16 protein-coding genes are annotated in these 16,903 nt (G+C 43.9%); 14 read left to right on the plus strand and 2 right to left on the minus strand.

What is annotated here, in order from left to right:
* The first annotated feature begins 149 nt into the window (after positions 1-149).
* From V5G21_RS16585 to V5G21_RS16620, 8 genes are all read left to right on the plus strand, one after another.
* Entirely contained in the window at positions 150-1,094 is a 945-nt protein-coding gene (locus V5G21_RS16585) for a class I SAM-dependent methyltransferase (RefSeq protein ID WP_338464957.1), read from the plus strand.
* A gap of 2 nt (positions 1,095-1,096) precedes the next feature.
* The gene (locus V5G21_RS16590; protein WP_073303915.1) at positions 1,097-1,837 is read left to right on the plus strand and encodes an acetoacetate decarboxylase; all 741 of its coding nucleotides are present in this window, start codon (positions 1,097-1,099) and stop codon (positions 1,835-1,837) included.
* An 11-nt stretch (positions 1,838-1,848) separates the two neighbouring features.
* Positions 1,849-2,055 (plus strand): hypothetical protein, encoded by a 207-nt coding sequence (locus tag V5G21_RS16595; protein ID WP_073303918.1) that lies wholly within the window; start codon positions 1,849-1,851, stop codon positions 2,053-2,055.
* A 240-nt stretch (positions 2,056-2,295) separates the two neighbouring features.
* Positions 2,296-3,954 carry a flavin-containing monooxygenase gene (locus tag V5G21_RS16600; protein WP_279626583.1) on the plus strand — a complete coding sequence of 553 codons (1,659 nt, stop codon included), beginning with the start codon at positions 2,296-2,298 and terminating at the stop codon, positions 3,952-3,954.
* A gap of 380 nt (positions 3,955-4,334) precedes the next feature.
* Entirely contained in the window at positions 4,335-5,741 is a 1,407-nt protein-coding gene (locus V5G21_RS16605) for a sucrose-specific PTS transporter subunit IIBC (protein ID WP_011246297.1), read from the plus strand.
* A 19-nt stretch (positions 5,742-5,760) separates the two neighbouring features.
* Positions 5,761-8,016: a beta-glucosidase BglX gene (gene bglX / locus V5G21_RS16610; protein WP_338464958.1), complete on the plus strand. Its 2,256-nt coding sequence runs from the start codon at positions 5,761-5,763 to the stop codon at positions 8,014-8,016.
* Positions 8,009-9,388: a glycoside hydrolase family 32 protein gene (locus V5G21_RS16615; protein WP_338464959.1), complete on the plus strand. Its 1,380-nt coding sequence runs from the start codon at positions 8,009-8,011 to the stop codon at positions 9,386-9,388. Before bglX ends, V5G21_RS16615 begins: the two co-directional genes overlap by 8 nt.
* A gap of 366 nt (positions 9,389-9,754) precedes the next feature.
* Entirely contained in the window at positions 9,755-10,582 is an 828-nt protein-coding gene (locus V5G21_RS16620; RefSeq protein WP_338464960.1) for an AraC family transcriptional regulator, read from the plus strand.
* Between the two features lie 112 nt (positions 10,583-10,694).
* On the opposite strand, the gene V5G21_RS16625 is transcribed toward V5G21_RS16620, so the two are convergent.
* Positions 10,695-11,201, minus strand: a complete 507-nt coding sequence (locus tag V5G21_RS16625) for a MepB family protein (RefSeq protein WP_011246301.1) — start codon at positions 11,199-11,201, stop codon at positions 10,695-10,697.
* A gap of 355 nt (positions 11,202-11,556) precedes the next feature.
* On the opposite strand from V5G21_RS16625, the gene V5G21_RS16630 reads away from it, so the two are divergent.
* From V5G21_RS16630 to V5G21_RS16655, 6 genes are all read left to right on the plus strand, one after another.
* On the plus strand, positions 11,557-12,480 hold the full coding sequence (locus V5G21_RS16630; protein WP_011246302.1) for an ABC transporter ATP-binding protein: 924 nt from the start codon (positions 11,557-11,559) through the stop codon (positions 12,478-12,480).
* Positions 12,477-13,235, plus strand: a complete 759-nt coding sequence (locus V5G21_RS16635; protein ID WP_035204427.1) for an ABC transporter permease — start codon at positions 12,477-12,479, stop codon at positions 13,233-13,235. Before V5G21_RS16630 ends, V5G21_RS16635 begins: the two co-directional genes overlap by 4 nt.
* Before the next feature lie 145 nt (positions 13,236-13,380).
* Entirely contained in the window at positions 13,381-13,761 is a 381-nt protein-coding gene (locus V5G21_RS16640; protein ID WP_142237501.1) for a GntR family transcriptional regulator, read from the plus strand.
* Positions 13,758-14,456 carry an ATP-binding cassette domain-containing protein gene (locus V5G21_RS16645; RefSeq protein WP_035204429.1) on the plus strand — a complete coding sequence of 233 codons (699 nt, stop codon included), beginning with the start codon at positions 13,758-13,760 and terminating at the stop codon, positions 14,454-14,456. The genes V5G21_RS16640 and V5G21_RS16645 overlap by 4 nt, the downstream gene beginning before the upstream one ends.
* Complete coding sequence (locus tag V5G21_RS16650; protein WP_011246306.1) at positions 14,453-15,199, plus strand: hypothetical protein; 747 nt, start codon at positions 14,453-14,455, stop codon at positions 15,197-15,199. Before V5G21_RS16645 ends, V5G21_RS16650 begins: the two co-directional genes overlap by 4 nt.
* A 69-nt stretch (positions 15,200-15,268) precedes the next feature.
* Entirely contained in the window at positions 15,269-16,318 is a 1,050-nt protein-coding gene (locus tag V5G21_RS16655; protein WP_063608285.1) for a M42 family metallopeptidase, read from the plus strand.
* A gap of 95 nt (positions 16,319-16,413) precedes the next feature.
* Here the strand turns inward: V5G21_RS16655 and V5G21_RS16660 are convergent, their stop codons facing one another.
* On the minus strand, positions 16,414-16,875 hold the full coding sequence (locus V5G21_RS16660) for a Dps family protein (protein ID WP_011246308.1): 462 nt from the start codon (positions 16,873-16,875) through the stop codon (positions 16,414-16,416).
* Positions 16,876-16,903 lie beyond the last annotated feature (28 nt).

The following is a 16,903-nucleotide window of genomic DNA, read 5'->3' on the forward strand; positions in this document are numbered from 1 at the left end:
CTTTAATCTGTAAAATGCCCGTCTGTTTTAACCGAATATTAGTATTTTTGAAATTGTTTTTGTTTAACTTTGTACTTTAAGGAGCTGGTAAACCGTTTATAGATAAACCGTGGATCTGTAGCAAAGTTCTTAAGAGGAGGAAAACGTACATGGAAACCAATTTTATTCGAAATTTACTTAATAATATTGAAACGAAAATTAATCAAGGTCAATACTCTGAGGCTTTTAGCACTCTTTATGATGAATTAAGAAACATACGTCACCATTCTTCCACAGAAGATTGGAAGCAATTTATCTCTCAATATCGTGAGCATCCAGTAAGTGCATTTTTCTGGCAAGAGCCACTATCTCGTCGAGCATTTGAAAAACCCCGAGGCTATGCAGGTGATCCGATAATGCTGGACTTGCAGTATGACTATGAAAAATTGGAATCGTCACCCTACGAGAATGAACAAGCAGAAATTTCCGATCTTCTTTATTACGACATAAACCGTATAGGTCATGCAAATCATGCTAATCGAGAAAGAAGGCGGATACTTTCCAAAATGATTAATCAAACATCAGAACGTGTTGCGAATCCTTCTATTCTCTCAGTCGCTTGTGGCCATTTAAGGGAAACATCGGATTGTACTGCGGTGAAAAACAAAAGCATTGGAAAATTTGTCGCCATTGATCAAGACCGGGAAGCTCTTTCGGTTGCTGCAGAGGCGATAAAGGGTTTTGGAGAAACGATCCACGCTTCCGTGGTTGACATCATTAGAAACAAAGTGCCTCTTCCTACATTTGATTTTATATACTCTCTTGGTGTATATGATTATCTTTCAGACAAACTGGCTAAAAGATTAACAAAGAGATTGTTTCAGCTCCTTAATCCAGGCGGGCGATTGTTAATCATTAACTACCATCCCGACTCTCCTACTATTGCCTATATGGAAGCTGTCATGGATTGGTGGCTCATTTATCGCGATGAGGATCAAATGCAAGCATTAGTAGAAGAACTCCCAAAAGAAACCATTAAAGGTATTGATATATTTGTTGAAAGTAACCAGACAATTAATTTTATGGAAATTGAAAAGCGACAAGGAGATACATAATAATGAAGAAAAATGAAATACGCAAGCAAATGACGACTCCGTTGGGGGCTCCTGCATATCCTTCTGGCCCTTTTTATTTTCGTAATCGCGAGTATCTGAACATTCTGTATCGTACCGATATGGAAGCGCTAAGACGTATCGTTCCCGAGCCGCTTGAAATTGATGAGCCTCTGGTCAAATTTGAAATCATGTATATGCCGGATGTTACTGGTTTGGGGGCCTACACAGAATCCGGCCAAGTGATACCGGTATCCTTCAACGGCGAGAAGGGCGATTATCTACATGCTATGTATGTGGACAATCATCCTGCGATTGCGGGTGGACGTGAGGCAAGTGCATACCCGAAAAAACTTGGCTCGCCAAGATTGTACATTGATTCGGACACATTAGTTGGTACTTTGGACTATGGGTCGTTACGCGTGGCCACGGCTACAATGGGTTATAAACATCAACCTCTCGACTTAGAGCTCGCTCGTCAAGAGCTTACAAAACCAACATACATGCTGAAAATTGTGCCGGACTTTGACGGTAGTCAGCAGGTATGCCGACTGTTGCGCACACAGACCAAGGATTTGACCATTCATGGCGCTTGGACTGCACCGGCCCGGTTGCAATTGTTTGCCCATGCACTGGCTCCTATGGCGGATCTTCCCGTGCTTGAGGTTATTTCCGCTTCACACATCGTGACTGATTTGACGTTATCTAAACCGGACGTTGTTTATGACTACTTAAAAGAGCAGTGAGAAGGGCATAAATGCAACGTGAGGATTCCACATTACTTAACTTGACATGTGATGTGGAACAACCATTGTTTAATAGGGGGCGCGATGCGATGAAACGTGGTGTGGTCAAAACCGACTTTTTCGGAAGATCGATCGAGGTGTTGTCCGATGATTCGTTGACAGATTATCAAGAATACTTTAAATCGACCCAGATGGCAGGAAACAACCATAAATTCTGACAGCATATCTTCCCCAGAATTGGTTGCGGAAGCCATCTGTCAGGCAGCAACGGACGGAACTAACCAGTTCAGGTATGTTGTTGGTAAAGATGCAAAAGCACTTTTGAAGCTTCGTAGAGAGTTGGGCGAAGAAGCGTTTCTTGAACATATGGCCCAAACATTATCCTGAAATTCATAGTAACCAACAATAACTTGTTGAGGGGATGAATTTTTGCAGCCTACTTTTAGGAGGAATGGGGATTGAGTAGCCATACAATGTCATCAACTAAACAAGCAAATCGAGGCACTAACTTTGATGCAATTGTTGCAGGTGCAGGTTTTTCGGGTTTGTATATGCTTCATCGTTTACGTGAAGCTGGTTTATCCGTTCGGGTTTTTGAAGCTGGTGACGATATCGGGGGCACGTGGTACTGGAATCGTTATCCCGGAGTACGTTGCGACATCGAAAGCATCTATTATAACTATACGTTTTCCGAAGAATTGCTTCATGAGTGGACGTGGTCATCGAGGTATGCAGATCAGCCGGAAATCTTACGTTATATCAACTATGTGGCCGATAAGTTCGATCTGCGCTGTGATATCGAATTAGGGACAAAGATTATCGCAGCCCATTATGATAATCAAACCCATAGATGGAATATCCAAACTAGCAATGGCATGCAGGCGTCGGCAAAATACTTCATCACAGCGGTAGGCTGTTTATCTGTACCCAACATGCCGAAATTCAAGGGCATAGATACCTTTCAAGGCGAGATGTACCACACTGGACGTTGGCCCCATGAGAAGGTAAGCTTTGCAGGTAAGCGGGTCGGCGTGATTGGGACAAGTTCGACCGGCAGCCAGTGTATCCCGATTATTGCTCAAGAGGCGAAGCATCTTACTATTTTTCAACGTACGCCACAGTATAGCGCCCCAGCAAAAAATCATCCTTACAATCGGGAGTTCATGCGGAAAACCGTTGAAAACTATGAAGAAATTAAGGAACGGATGCGTGACTCTATGCACGGTGTACCGTTCCACGCTCGTGATCAGTCTGCGCTGCAAGATTCACCAGAAGTACGCGAACTTGTATATGAGGCAGCGTGGGAGGATGGCAGGCTCTTATCGATGTTGTACAGCTATAACGATTTGCTCGTTGAAGCAAAAGCGAATGAAACGATCACCGATTTCTTCCGTTGCAAGATACGTCAAATTGTACGGGATCCTGAAGTAGCAACGAAACTGATGCCGTCGTTCTATTACGCAACGAAACGACCGGTTATAGACAACAATTACTTTGAAACCTTTAACCGTGACAATGTCTCTTTGGTTGATGTCAGGTCAGCCCCGATTGAAGAGATTACCTCAACGGGGACAGTGGAAGCAATGTATGATCTAGACATGATTGTATGTGCAACTGGATTTGATGCCATGACAGGGCCCTTATTTAAAATGGATATCCGCGGTAAGTCTGGAATTTCGTTGAAGGAAAAATGGGAAGAGGGAGCAAGGTTAAGGACATACCTTGGAATCGCAGTCGCTGATTTTCCTAATCTTTTTATGATTACAGGCCCTCAGAGTCCTTCTGTGATAGGCAATATGTTGGTTTCCATTGAGCAGCACGTTGAATGGATTTCCGACTGTATTGAATATCTTCGCAGTAACGAGATTGAAGCCTTGGAAGCAACGGTGGAAGCGGAAGAAGGGTGGAGCAAGCATTTCCAGGAAATTGCTAATTCTACGTTGGTTACTAAGACGAACTCCTGGTACATGGGGACGAACATTGTAGGTAAGCCAAGAGGGTTCTTAGCTTATCTGGGAGGGGTCGGCAATTACCGTCAAATCTGTGATCGAATTGCAGCCAAAGACTATGAGGGATTTTCAGTGATTTCTACTAATGAAGAAAAAATTTACAATTAAAGCTCCTCTTAAAGATCGTCAGAAGACGATCTTTTCCAATTTTAAACACATTATTGTACCGATCATTGCCTAAACAAAGACTAGAGGCGAATCAAGATGGCATGGACCATTGTAGTACCTATCATTTTTAAGGTTTATAAAGAATATCTTTGGACAAAATACACTTTATGTTTATACATTGCATGGAAAAAGAACAGAAGTGGCGTCCAGAATTTAGAAATAGCTTACATATATTGCTGTTCCGCCCGTCTTCCCAGGGCAAAATATACAAAAGGTCAAAATTTGCCCTTAATCACGTAAAATAATAGCGTTGATTGTAAGCGCCATCTTGATATGCTTAGAAGCAGGAAGCTACTTAATTAGTTGAAAGGAAGAGACAGATGGGGCCTGAAAAGGAATATAAAAAAATTGCCCAGGATGTAATTAAAGGGCTTGGTGGAAAAGAAAATATCATATCGATGGCACACTGTGCCACACGACTTAGACTGATTGTCAAGGATCGGGATATCATTGATGATGAATTTATTGAGAACGTGGACAAGGCTAAAGGGGTCTTTTTTACTTCTGGGCAATATCAAATCATTTTTGGAACCGGTACCGTCAATCGAGTATATGAGGCCATGATCGGAGAGGACGTCTCTTCTACTTCCAAAGCGGAATTGAAAGAGAAGGCTTCTGAGCAAGATGATCATTTCTTTAAGCGAATGATCCGGGTGTTCGGGGACGTATTCGTACCGATTATCCCAGCGTTGGTTGCTACGGGATTATTCATGGGTGTCAGAGGCCTTATTACGCAGCCTGCCATCCTCGCGTGGTTTGGACTTACTCCAGACAGCATTTCCGACAATTTTTTAGTGTTCACGCAAATTTTGACAGACACTGCTTTTGGTTTCTTGCCCGTGCTCGTATGTTGGTCAACCTTTCGAGTGTTTGGCGGTTCACCGCTGCTTGGGATTGTGCTCGGCTTGATGCTCGTCAGCCCTTCCCTGCCAACGTCCTGGGATGTCGCCCAGAATGTTCAGGAACCGCTAATGTTCCTTGGATTTATTAAAGTAGCCGGTTATCAGGGCTCGGTGTTGCCTGCGTTTATTATCGGTATAGTTGGTGCGTTGCTAGAGAAAAGAATCCGCAAACTCGTTCCCGCTGCGTTGGATTTAATTTTGACGCCATTTTTAACATTGCTGATCGCTCTAATGCTAGGACTGTTTGTGCTCGGTCCTGTGTTCCATGAAGTAGAGATTTTAATCTTGACAGCAGTTACATGGATTCTGCAGTTGCCGTTCGGAATTGGCGGCTTCATCTATGGTGGCATTAATCAATTTATCGTTGTGACGGGGCTTCATCATGCCTTAAACTTGATCGAAATTCAAATGCTAAGTGACACCGGCTGGAATATGGTCAATGCAATCAGCTCTGGTTCGATCGCTGCACAAGCGGGAGCCGCGTTGGCTGTTGGCTTGAAGGCGAAAAGCCTCAAGACGAAGTCGATTGCTTACCCTTCTTCCTTGTCTGCTTTGCTCGGCATTACGGAGCCAGCTATTTTCGGTGTGAATATCCGTTATGGCAAGCCGTTCCTGATGGGCTTGATCGGTGGCGCCGTTGCTGGATTCTTTGCCCGGATCCTCGATGTTCAGGCAACAGGCATGTCGATTACAGTCATTCCAGGTATGTTGCTGTACTTAAACGCGCAAATCATTCCGTACATTGCAGTCTGCGTGATTGGATTTGGGATAGCGTTTGCCCTTACATGGATGTTTGGCTTTAAAGAGAAAACAAATCTGAAATAAACAAATTAGGAGGAGAACCATGCAAAATAATCAGCTGCTTGAGAAATTGGGCAGTCTTACTGTTGAAGAGAAAATCGGCCAGCTTGTACAGTTGACTGGTGATTTTTTTGAAGGAGATCTAGATACGGTTGTCACAGGACCGCTTAAAAAATTGGGGCTGCATCAAAATTATAATGTATATAACACCGGTTCGATCCTCAACGTGACCGATCGCGAAAAAATTATTCAGCTGCAAACCGATTATCTGGAAAAATCCAATCATAAAATCCCACTGCTGTTCATGGCGGATATTATCTACGGCTATCGGACGATCTTTCCGATTCCCCTCGCCCAAACGTGTAGTTGGAACTTTGAGTCTATTGAGTACGCGGCGTCGATTGCTGCCCGGGAATGTTACGAGGAAGGTGTACACGTAACATTTGCCCCTATGGTCGATATCGTCAGAGATCCTCGCTGGGGCCGGGTAATGGAGTCATCTGGTGAGGACACGCTGTTGGCTAAGAAGTATGCAGAAAGCATGGTACACGGCATCCAAGGCCGACAAGGGGAAAACAGCATTCCTGCCGACAAAATTGCTGCTTGTGTCAAACACTTTGCCGCCTATGGCGCACCTGTAGCCGGCCGGGAGTATAACGCCGTAGATATGTCGGAGCATATGCTTAGGGAATATTATTTGCCTGGCTATCAGGCTGCAATCGATGCAGGAGTCAAGCTTGTCATGACTGCCTTTAATACGCTGAACGGCATCCCCGCCACAGGCAACGAATGGCTGAACCGGGATTTGCTCAGGCAGGAAATGAAGTTTGACGGAGTGCTGATCTCAGACTACGCAGCTGTGGAAGAACTGATCATGCATGGTTACGCGGAAGATGAAGCAGCAGCCGCCAAGCTCGCTTTGGTGGCCGGTGTTGATATCGATATGAAGACAGCGGTTTACGCCAATCAGTTGGAGAACGTAATAAACGGCAATGAGGAATTGCAGCAGCTTCTGGATGACGCTGTGTACCGCGTCTTAAAGCTGAAGAACGACTTAGGACTGTTTGAGGACCCATTCCGCGGTTTAAAGGAAAGCCGTCCGCTGCTGGCAACGCGCATCTTGTCAGACGAACATAAGACGGCCGCCCGGTCTTTGGCAGAGCAATCCCTTGTTCTCTTAAAGAATGAGCAAGAACTGCTGCCGTTGTCGAAACAGGCAAAGATCGCTTTGATTGGTCCGTACGCAGAGGAAACCTCTACCCTCGGCATGTGGGCCATTAAGGGGGATGAAAGGGATACGGTGAATTTGAAAACAGGGCTGCTCAAGCACGTGGATCCTGAGCAAATTTCCGTATGCAGGGGTTCACACCTCCTGCCTGATTATGCCAGAGATGCGCTTGGCAAGTATGTAGACAAACTGCCTGTTGAAACGGTTGATGAGGATGTGTTACTCCAGGAAGCGGTTCGCAAGGCTAGCGAAGCTGATGTTGTTGTTCTCGCGTTGGGAGAAAGCATCTACCAAAGCGGAGAAGGCGGTTCCCGCACGAATCCTACATTGCCAGAGCCGCAACTGAAGTTGCTTCACGAAGTCAGTCAATTGAACAAAAAACTTGTTGTGATCGTGTACAGCGGCCGTCCGTTAATTTTAACCGAAGTAGCGGCCCAAGCTGATGCCCTCATCCAGGCCTGGTACCCGGGAACAATGGGAGGGGAAGCGCTGGCCAATATCCTATACGGAACAGCCAATCCGTCAGGGAAGCTGGCGATGACATTTCCTCGCAGCGTTGGCCAAATTCCGGTTTATTACAACGAGCTTAAAACAGGAAGGCCAAACTTGCCTGAAAATGGTTTTTACCGTTTTGCCTCACGGTACATTGATGAAGCGAATGAACCGCTATATCCGTTCGGGTACGGAAAATCCTACACGACGTTTGACTACAGCCTCCTGTCCGTCAGCCGCAAGGAAATGAGCGCCGATAAGCCAGTCGACATCGAGGTATCCGTTACCAACACCGGAAAGTATGATGGGAAGGAAACGGTCCAGCTGTACATCCGCGACCAATTCGCCAGTGTAGCTAGGCCAATAAAAATGTTGGCCGATTTCAAGCAGATTTTTTTGCGGAGCGGCGAAACGGGGACTGTCCAGTTTTCAATTTCAGAAGACATGCTTAAATTTTACGGAACCAGTATGAAGTTCGAGAGCGAGCCGGGGGATTTTGAGGTTTATATCGGCACAAGCTCACAAGAAACGCCGCTGACGTTCAACTTCGCTTTACGGGCGGGGGAACATGATGAGTAAAAGTGACGCTTATAACTTGAAGTACCATATTACGCCGACACACGGCTTATTAAATGACCCGAACGGGCTTGCCTATTTCCAAGGTCAGTATCATGTTTTTTATCAGTGGAATCCCTATGGCACCGAACATAAAAACAAAAGCTGGGGTCATGTTGTTTCCGATGACCTAGTGAACTGGCATAGGAAAGAGACGGCATTGGTACCTTCGGAATGGTACGACAAGGACGGCATTTATTCCGGCGGAAGCATTGTTCATGAAGGAAAGCTTTATCTCTTCTATACAGGTAACGTCATCAACAAAGATGGGACACGGGCAAGTTATCAATGCGCGGCTGTTTCTGAAGACGGGCACCATTTCCAGAAACTCGGTCCGTTATTCGAGCATCCTGCTGGTTATACGAGACATGTCCGCGATCCGAAAGTCTGGAAAGACGATTCAGGCAACTGGTGGTTGATCGTAGGGGCCCAGCGGGAAGATCTTACGGGAGATGCGCTTGTTTATAAGTCCGAAGACTTGATCAGCTGGTCGTGCCAGGGATCGTTTCTCGAACAGGAGCATTCATTCGGATATATGTGGGAATGTCCTGATGTGCTCCAGTTTCCTGAACATGATGTCTTTGTCTTTTCCCCGCAAGGCTTGCCAGAGGAAGGCGATCAATATAAAAATCCGAATCAATCAGGTTATATTATTGGGCGCATTTTAGAGTCCGGGAAATTTCTTGGTACGTTGTCTGACTTCAACGAGCTCGACCGGGGATTTGATTTTTATGCCCCGCAAACGTTCAAGGTCAACAATCGAATTTTGATGTTCGGGTGGATGAGCGCAATGACGGAGGAAACAGAGCAAGCTGTCCCGACAATCGAGGAAGGATGGGTTCATGCATTGACTCTTCCAAGGGAAATCGTTTTCGCAGATGGTGTGCTATATCAGAGACCGTTACATGAGCTCCAGCTATTAAGGCAGCATGAAGTGCACGAAGGAATTAGCAACAGCGGTCAATGGAGCTTGCCTTCCCTAGCAGCTGAGGTCGTTATTCGGTTTATGGAGCAACCTGACAGCTTCCAGCTCATCATCAGAAACTCCGTACAGATCGACTATGATCATGAGCAAAACAGTTTGACTGTCTGGAGAACGAACTGGTTGACGAACGAGAAGGAACACCGTAAAGCTGTGCTCGGTCATTCGCTTGCAGAATTGCACATGTTTATTGAAAGCTCCAGCATAGAGCTATTTGTGAATGAAGGGGAGGAAGTATTCTCTTTGCGTTACTTTCTAGAGGATACGAACGAGCGCAGCGTGCGGTTTGAGTCAGACTGCAGCGAAGCTGTCTTAAGCATGTACCGCTTGCAAGAAAGTATAGACGAGGAGTGACTTATCACTTTCCATCGCTCAAAAACGCCATGATAGGCTTGTCAGCGATTAGCCGGTAATTGTTCCCAATATATTTGAACCTGCTGGAAGTATAAAGATAAATGAGGCAGAAGCGAATGATTCTGACGTACCCATCATTACGGGCTTGCCTTGTACCCTGACTCTCCCTTTTGAATGTACAAGCAGGTAAGAGAAGGCAGTGATCCCACCGTGGACGGAGCTGCCTTCTTTTTTGCGTTTATGCCTTTGACGGATTGACGCTTGTTTGCGTATTTTACTATCGGTATACTATAGGTAAAAGGGACTGGTTCTAGTTCCAAGGAACCAAGCAGGTTCATGTTCACGGTTTGGTGACGGGGTGGCAAAATGAAAAAGATGTATGAACATATCGAAATCGATCGTAAAAAGCTGATTAACCTCTTTATTTTCCAGGCGAGGACGACAGAAAGAGTTATTCCGATGCATTTTCACAGCAACATGGAACTGATTTACTGCATTAACGGAAGCTTGCGGGTCTGGCACGAAGGAAAAGTTACCACTCTAATGGATAAGGATATGCTGTTCATAAACAGCAATATCCCCCACTCCACTCAAAGTCTTACGGAGAACCGCGTGCTAGTGCTGTATTTTCCGGAATCTTTTTTTGCCAGCGAACAAGTTCTTATCCAATTGAACACCTCGGAAGAACAGCTGGATGAGCAGGTCCTGTCCAATCTAAGAACGCTGCTTATGGAAATATACAACCTTCATTATTCAACGGGCACGTATGACTATATTCTGGCACAAAGCCGGATCATTGAGTTGAAATACTGGCTGGCGCGCCATTTTAGCCAAACAGCCGAGCTTTCCCCTGCTACTAGCAGATCCGATCGACAAAAAATCCAAACGATTCTAGACTTTATTAAAGAGCATTATACCGAAAACATCAGTTTGGCCGAAACCGCCCGCATATGCGGTTATTCTGAGGCTTATTTGTCCAGGATGTTTCATGAATATACAGGGCAGACATTTACGGAGTACAAGCAGATCCTTTGTCTAGAGAAAGCAATTGATTTGCTCGATACTACGAACAAGTCGCTTACAGAGATCTCCTATGAAACCGGCTTCCCTAACGTGAAATCGTTTAGAAAAGTATTTAAGGAAGTCATGGGGAAAACCCCTTATGAATATAAAAAATCAACTGACATGTACTAGTGCAGTGTTGAAGGTGTATCAGAAAAGGATCAAACCTGTGGCTCTTCTAAATTTGATTGTTCTTCTTCAATAACGCATCTGTTAGTTACTAATTAGCCAACTTAGGAATTAGTTAAGAATACAGCTTTAATAGTTCTTGTCCTGGAAAACGATTTGTATTGTTCACCTCTATAAAGTATGCTAACTGCCATTTTTGTGTTTCAAGCGCTTGTTTGCTAGTGGGATGTTCCCATCTAGGGTAAACTCTAATAGCCATTTTTCCTTTTGTAGTGGGTGTTTTAAGGATATTTTGTTTTACAAGAACTTCTTTCGGAAATACGAATTGGCCAAAATGATTGTCACTAGTAAAAGTATTGATAACCAATAAATCAGTAGCCTTTTCATATGAAAAGGCTTGATTTTTATTGGCTTGATCTTTTTCCCAAAAAACAACAAACTGTCCTATCTTGTTAGGTGTGATTTTTGCGACTCTAAATCTAACCGATTTTGAATTTAGTTGAAATATACCAGCTCCATAATCTGAGTTTTGCGCTTCTTCTTGAATAGCATTTATAATTAAGTGATTTGGCTCATAAAAAATTTTATTTACATATGTTAACGCCTGATAAAATTCATTCACTGCTTTGTACTCCTTATTTTTTATACTACGTCATCCAATGCCTTCTAGAATCCGCTAATCATAAATTTTCTTGTTTTATTACGTTTTATATCTAAACATCTTGCTTCGTTAATGAAATAAAAACTAAATAACGAAACACTTTGCTCAGTTCAACCCTTTGGGAGAGAACGTTCGTTCTTATTGTAACAGCATTTTGGAAACGTATCAAATTCACAGAGCCTAAAATTTAAAGAAGACCTGCGGGAACGTATATGGTTACATGCCGAGAAGTAGCTTTTTATTTTTCTTGCAACCAGCTTAATATTAGTGTACTATTTAAATAGAACACTAGAACATAGGGTTAGGAGTGGAGAAAATGGAGTACCCTTTAAAGGTAAAAGAACTTAATAAATCGCTTGGGAAAAAGCCGATTATAAAAAACATGTCATTCCAATTGGAACGGGGAGCGATTTATGGCTTTTTAGGGCCAAATGGATCAGGGAAGACAACTACAATTCGTATGATTGTTTCCTTAATTGCCCCTGATTCAGGAGATGTGGAAATAGAAGGGAAATCAGTGCGCACGAACCGTGAAGAGGCATTGGCGCATATTGGTGCCATTGTCGAAGATCCAGATTTGTACGGCTACTTAACAGGACGACAAAATCTTGAGCACTTTGCGCGGATGAGCGCTACTCCTGTTTCAAAAGAACGGATCGATGAGGTGGTCACGCTTGTAGAGCTAGAAGGGGCGATGCAAAAAAAAGTCAAATCTTATTCACTCGGTATGAAACAACGGCTGGGCATTGCCGTCTCTTTGCTTCATAAGCCTTCCGTCCTTATTCTTGATGAGCCGACAAACGGCCTTGATCCGAAAGGAATCCGTGATTTGCGTCACTATTTGCAACGGCTCGCACGAGAAGACGGCGTCACGTTGCTTGTCTCAAGCCATCAACTAAACGAAATCGAAATGTTGTGTGACAAAGCCATTATCATTAAACATGGGGAAGTCATCGAACAAATTTCAATGAATACTGCTGTTAAAGAAAAAGCGGCAACTTTTAATATTCAAATTGAAGCAGAGCCTGTAGAGCAAGCAAAAAGTGTGCTTGCTGGCTTCGGAAAAGTAGGGGAAGTCGCAGGGAAATTGGAACTAGAAAAACAACCGTATGAGCAAATACCAAAGCTTGTTAATGCCCTCGTTGCAGCAGGAGTCAATGTCTATGGCATGTCTTACCGCAATCGTTTGGAAGACGCTTATTTTTCAATAACAGAAGGGCAAAAGGAGGATGTCTCATGATCGGTCTTATTCATAATGAGTGGCTAAAGTCGTGGTACGGGCGAAAAATGTGGCTATTTTCGATTGTAATGGCTGTCTTCATGGTAGGGGCACTTGGCATCGCTCTTCTTGTCCAAGCAAACACTGACATAACGATTGCTGCCGAAGATTTTTCTGAAATAAGCGTCATGTTATTTCCAACTTTTATTATGCTTTATGGGGTCGTTCTCATTGCAGGCGCTATTGCAGGCGAACATGCGCATGGAACGGTCAAACAATTGTTAATTCGCCCCACATCGCGGACGAAGGTTTTGATAAGCAAATGGGCAGGCAATTTTCTTTTGGCAGGGCTTGCCTTTGGGATTCTTGTTCTTATCACAACCGTAACAGGAATTCTTGTTTTCCAATCAGACGCAACTGTGTTGGAGATCGCAAAAGATACAGCAGCGACAGCCCTTTATCAGTTGCCGACGCTTGTCTTTTATATGGCGCTTGCAACATTGATTGCTGTCCTCACAAAAAGCACCGCTTTAACAATCATTATTACGTTTTTACCGATGTTTTTCGGCTCAATTGTGCAATTTTTTATTGTAAGATACGAATGGTCGAAGTGGATTGTTCTATCTCATATTGATTTTTACAGCAACTATCATGAATTGGGGACGATGCCGGAGCCGTTTGCAAACATGTGGGCATCACTCGGCTTTTTAGCTGCCCATATTGCCTTGATTCTTCTTGTGGCACATGTTGTTTTTCAAAAGCGAGATGTGCTTTAATAAAAAAGTCGGGCGTTTAAATTCAGACTGATAGAAAACGCTTGTCAGCCGAGGTGAGCAACGAAGCCAAGGATGCAAGCGTTTGGCTACAGTCTGGGCCAGGCGTAACTCGCCTGGCTTTATTTCATTTAGATAAGAGGGGGGAGTGATCCGCAGCATGCAATTTGATCCGAATAAGGCTATTTACACACAGATTGCCGAATATTATTATCAGCAAATATGCAGCGGCGAGTTGGCTCCTGGAGACAAGCTGCCCTCGGTCCGGGAAACGGCACAACGATTGCAAGTAAACCCAAACACTGTTTCACGGGCGTATTTAGAAATGGACCGTGAACAAATTACGTTCTCAAAAAGGGGTCAAGGTACTTTTGTAACAACCGATTTAACCGTGATTAAACAGCTGAAGGAAACATTGGCTGATGCGCAGATGCAAGCGTTAATTACATTCATGAGAAAGCTCGGTTTTTCCAATCAAGAAATTAGCGCCTCTTTAGAACGGTCATTAAAGGAGATGGGAAACCCATGAGTGCACTAGTGGTCGAATCACTGGAAAAAAAATATGGCCGAAAGCGTGTTTTTGCAAATTTATCAGTAGAGATGACAAAAAATCGCTTTATCGTACTTCTAGGCGCAAATGGTGCAGGCAAAACGACATTTTTAAAAGTGTGTGCAGGACTTGCGCCGGCTGGAAAGGGCCGCATCTCCCTCGATGGCGAGCATAAGCGAGCGGCGCGTGTTCAATTAGCCAGTTATGTCTCAGAAGAGGGTGGTTTCGAGCCCCATAAACGGGTAAAAACGATTTTGCATGACCAAAAAGCGGTTTACGAGACGTTCCAGCATCGCCGTGCGTTAGAAATGTGCAAAACCGCCGGATTGGAAGAAGGGACTAAATGGGGGGCGCTTTCAAAAGGGCAGCAACACTTGCTCTCGTTAATCGTTGCCCTTGCTAAGCCGAAGCCTTTTATTTTTATTGACGAATTGCTCGCTAATCTTGATACAGCAAAAAAAGAGGCGATGATTGCTGTGTTAACAGATTTCCTAGTGGAAGAAGAACGGATGATCATCATGGCGACCCATGCGTATGAAGATGTGGAAATGCTTGCTGATGGTGTCATTTTTTTACGCGAAGATGAAGCGGACGTTATTACTGATTTAGAGGAATGGCGCTTAGAGAAAGGACAGTCCCTCAAGGATTTGTTTGCAGAGGTGGGCAAAAAATGAACGTATTTTGGTTCTATCTGAAACGTAATTTTTTTATGTTGCTTCCTGTGAACACGATCATTTTTTTGCTTTTGTTCACTGGTGTGATTCTTCTAAAAGCATTGCAAGTACGAATTGGCGAACCTTTTGGAATACAAGCGTTGACGGCGGCAGGCGCATTGTTTTTTGTTTTCGTGTTTGTATTATGTTTAGCCATCGCTGTGGAAGCCATTTGGAAAGAGTGGCGGAAACGCACCCAATATGATTGGTACGCCATGCCTGGCTCGATCCATGTGAAGTTGGCGAGCAAAATATTGGCTGTATTAGGGTGGCAATACATTCAAATGGTGCTTGCTTTTTCGCTGTTCTTGGTGATGACACTTTGGACATCAGGCGTAGAAAGTGCGACTCGAATGATAAAAGGATTTGAGATGTTGCCAGTGTTTGGCTGGGAATATTTGTGGGCGCTGTTTATTAGCCCTATTAGCGGTATTTTAGTTGTATTTTTATTGTTGTTTCTTTTATTAGGCATCCCTCGCAGCTGGAAAAAAGTAGGTATTATTGCTGTCTATATTGTTCTTGTCTGGGTTTTTTATCCGTATATTTCCATTAAATTTGAAGCAAATACCACTGTGCCTTATGACAGCAATCCAATCGTGCTGTTTTCACAGACGAGTCCGTGGCAAATGCTTATCGATACGCTAGTAGTGGTTTTTGTTTACATGGGTGTATCTGTTTTTCTCACACGCAAATTGGAACTTTGAATAATTGCGAGTTTGTAGCAAAGTCGCTATGATGAGAAGAAGGCTATATAGAAAGAAGGAACAGACAAAATGTATGATAAAGAACTCCAGGGGATCATTTCCATTTTGAAAGACTTGGTCCACATTCCAAGCCCTTCAGGGTACACCGGCGAAGCGATCGCCTATATTAGGCGTTTTTTGGAGGATGTCGGAATCCAGACGCAATTGTTAAATAAAGGGGCGCTCCTTGCCACAATTGATGGGAAAAACAATGATAAGCAGCGAATGCTCACTGCCCATGTTGATACATTAGGGGCGATCGTGAAAGACATTAAAGAGAACGGGCGATTGGCGATTGACAAAATTGGCGGATACGCGTTTCACTCCATTGAAGGGGAATATTGCCTGATCCATAAATCAGACAAAAGCACGGTGTCAGGAACGATTGTCATGCATCAATCTTCTGTCCATGTTTACAAGGACGCAGACACTGCAAAACGGAATGAAGAAAATATTGAAGTGCGAATTGATGCCGCTGTCCATGATGAAAAAGACACGAAAGCATTAGGAATTGCCGTAGGAGATTTCATTAGTTTTGCTCCTCGTTTCGAGCAAACGCCGTCTGGTTTTATTAAATCGCGCCATTTGGATGATAAAGCGAGTGTGGCCTTGCTTTTGCAGTTAATGAAACAACTTGCAGGCAGCAAGATCAAGCTTCCTTATACGACCCATTTCCTCATTTCAAACAATGAAGAAATTGGCTTCGGCGGAAACGCTGGGATTCCCGAAAAGGTGATTGAATATGTTGCCGTCGATATGGGTGCCATTGGCGACGGCCAGCAAACCGATGAATTTACTGTTTCCATTTGTGCGAAAGACGGAAGCGGCCCGTACCATTATGGATTGCGGACACACCTTGTTTCGCTATGCCAACAAGAGTCGATTCCATACAAATTAGACATTTATCCTTACTATAGTTCAGATGCATCTGCTGCTATTAAGGCAGGCCATGATTTAGTCCATGGCTTAATTGGGCCAGGCATTGAAGGTTCCCATTCGATGGAACGGACCCATCAATCTTCACTGGAAGCCACCTATCGCCTTCTATGTGCATACACTTATTCGGAGATGAACCATTAAGAGGCGTATGGGGCTTGCACATAAAAAAAGCTGCCAAAGGGCAGCTTTTAAACTATAACAAAACGCTCGCATTATCTCGTTTGTATGCCGCTTTTTTAAGAGCGAATGTCCGACGTTTCTTTTGTATATGCACGAAGCATCCATGCGTGTTTTTCAATGTTTTCTTGCAAGCCAATGAGCATGTCTTGGGTTGCATCGTCGCCAAGAGAGCCACATGTGTCAATACCGCTTTTAAGCTCATCAGAAATTTTTTCGTAATCGCGTACTAAGTCACGAACCATTTCATCAGGAGACAGCGTTTTATCGCCCTCTTTTATCGCGGATAGTTGCAGAAACTCATCCATTGTTGCCACCGGTTGACCTTTTAAGGCAAGCAGGCGTTCTGCCAATTCGTCCACTGTTTCTCCAGCTTCATTGTATAACTCTTCAAATTTCTCGTGGAGTGTAAAAAAGTGCGGGCCCTTCACATACCAATGGTAGTTATGCAATTTCACATATAAAACACTCCAAGTTGCTACTTGTTTGTTTAATAATTGTTGGATTTTTTCTTGTGCCATGGATGATTCCTCCTTATGGTAAGCCTAC

It is taken from the genome of Shouchella rhizosphaerae, from assembly GCF_036700015.1.
Lineage (GTDB): Bacteria > Bacillota > Bacilli > Bacillales > Bacillaceae_D > Shouchella > Shouchella rhizosphaerae.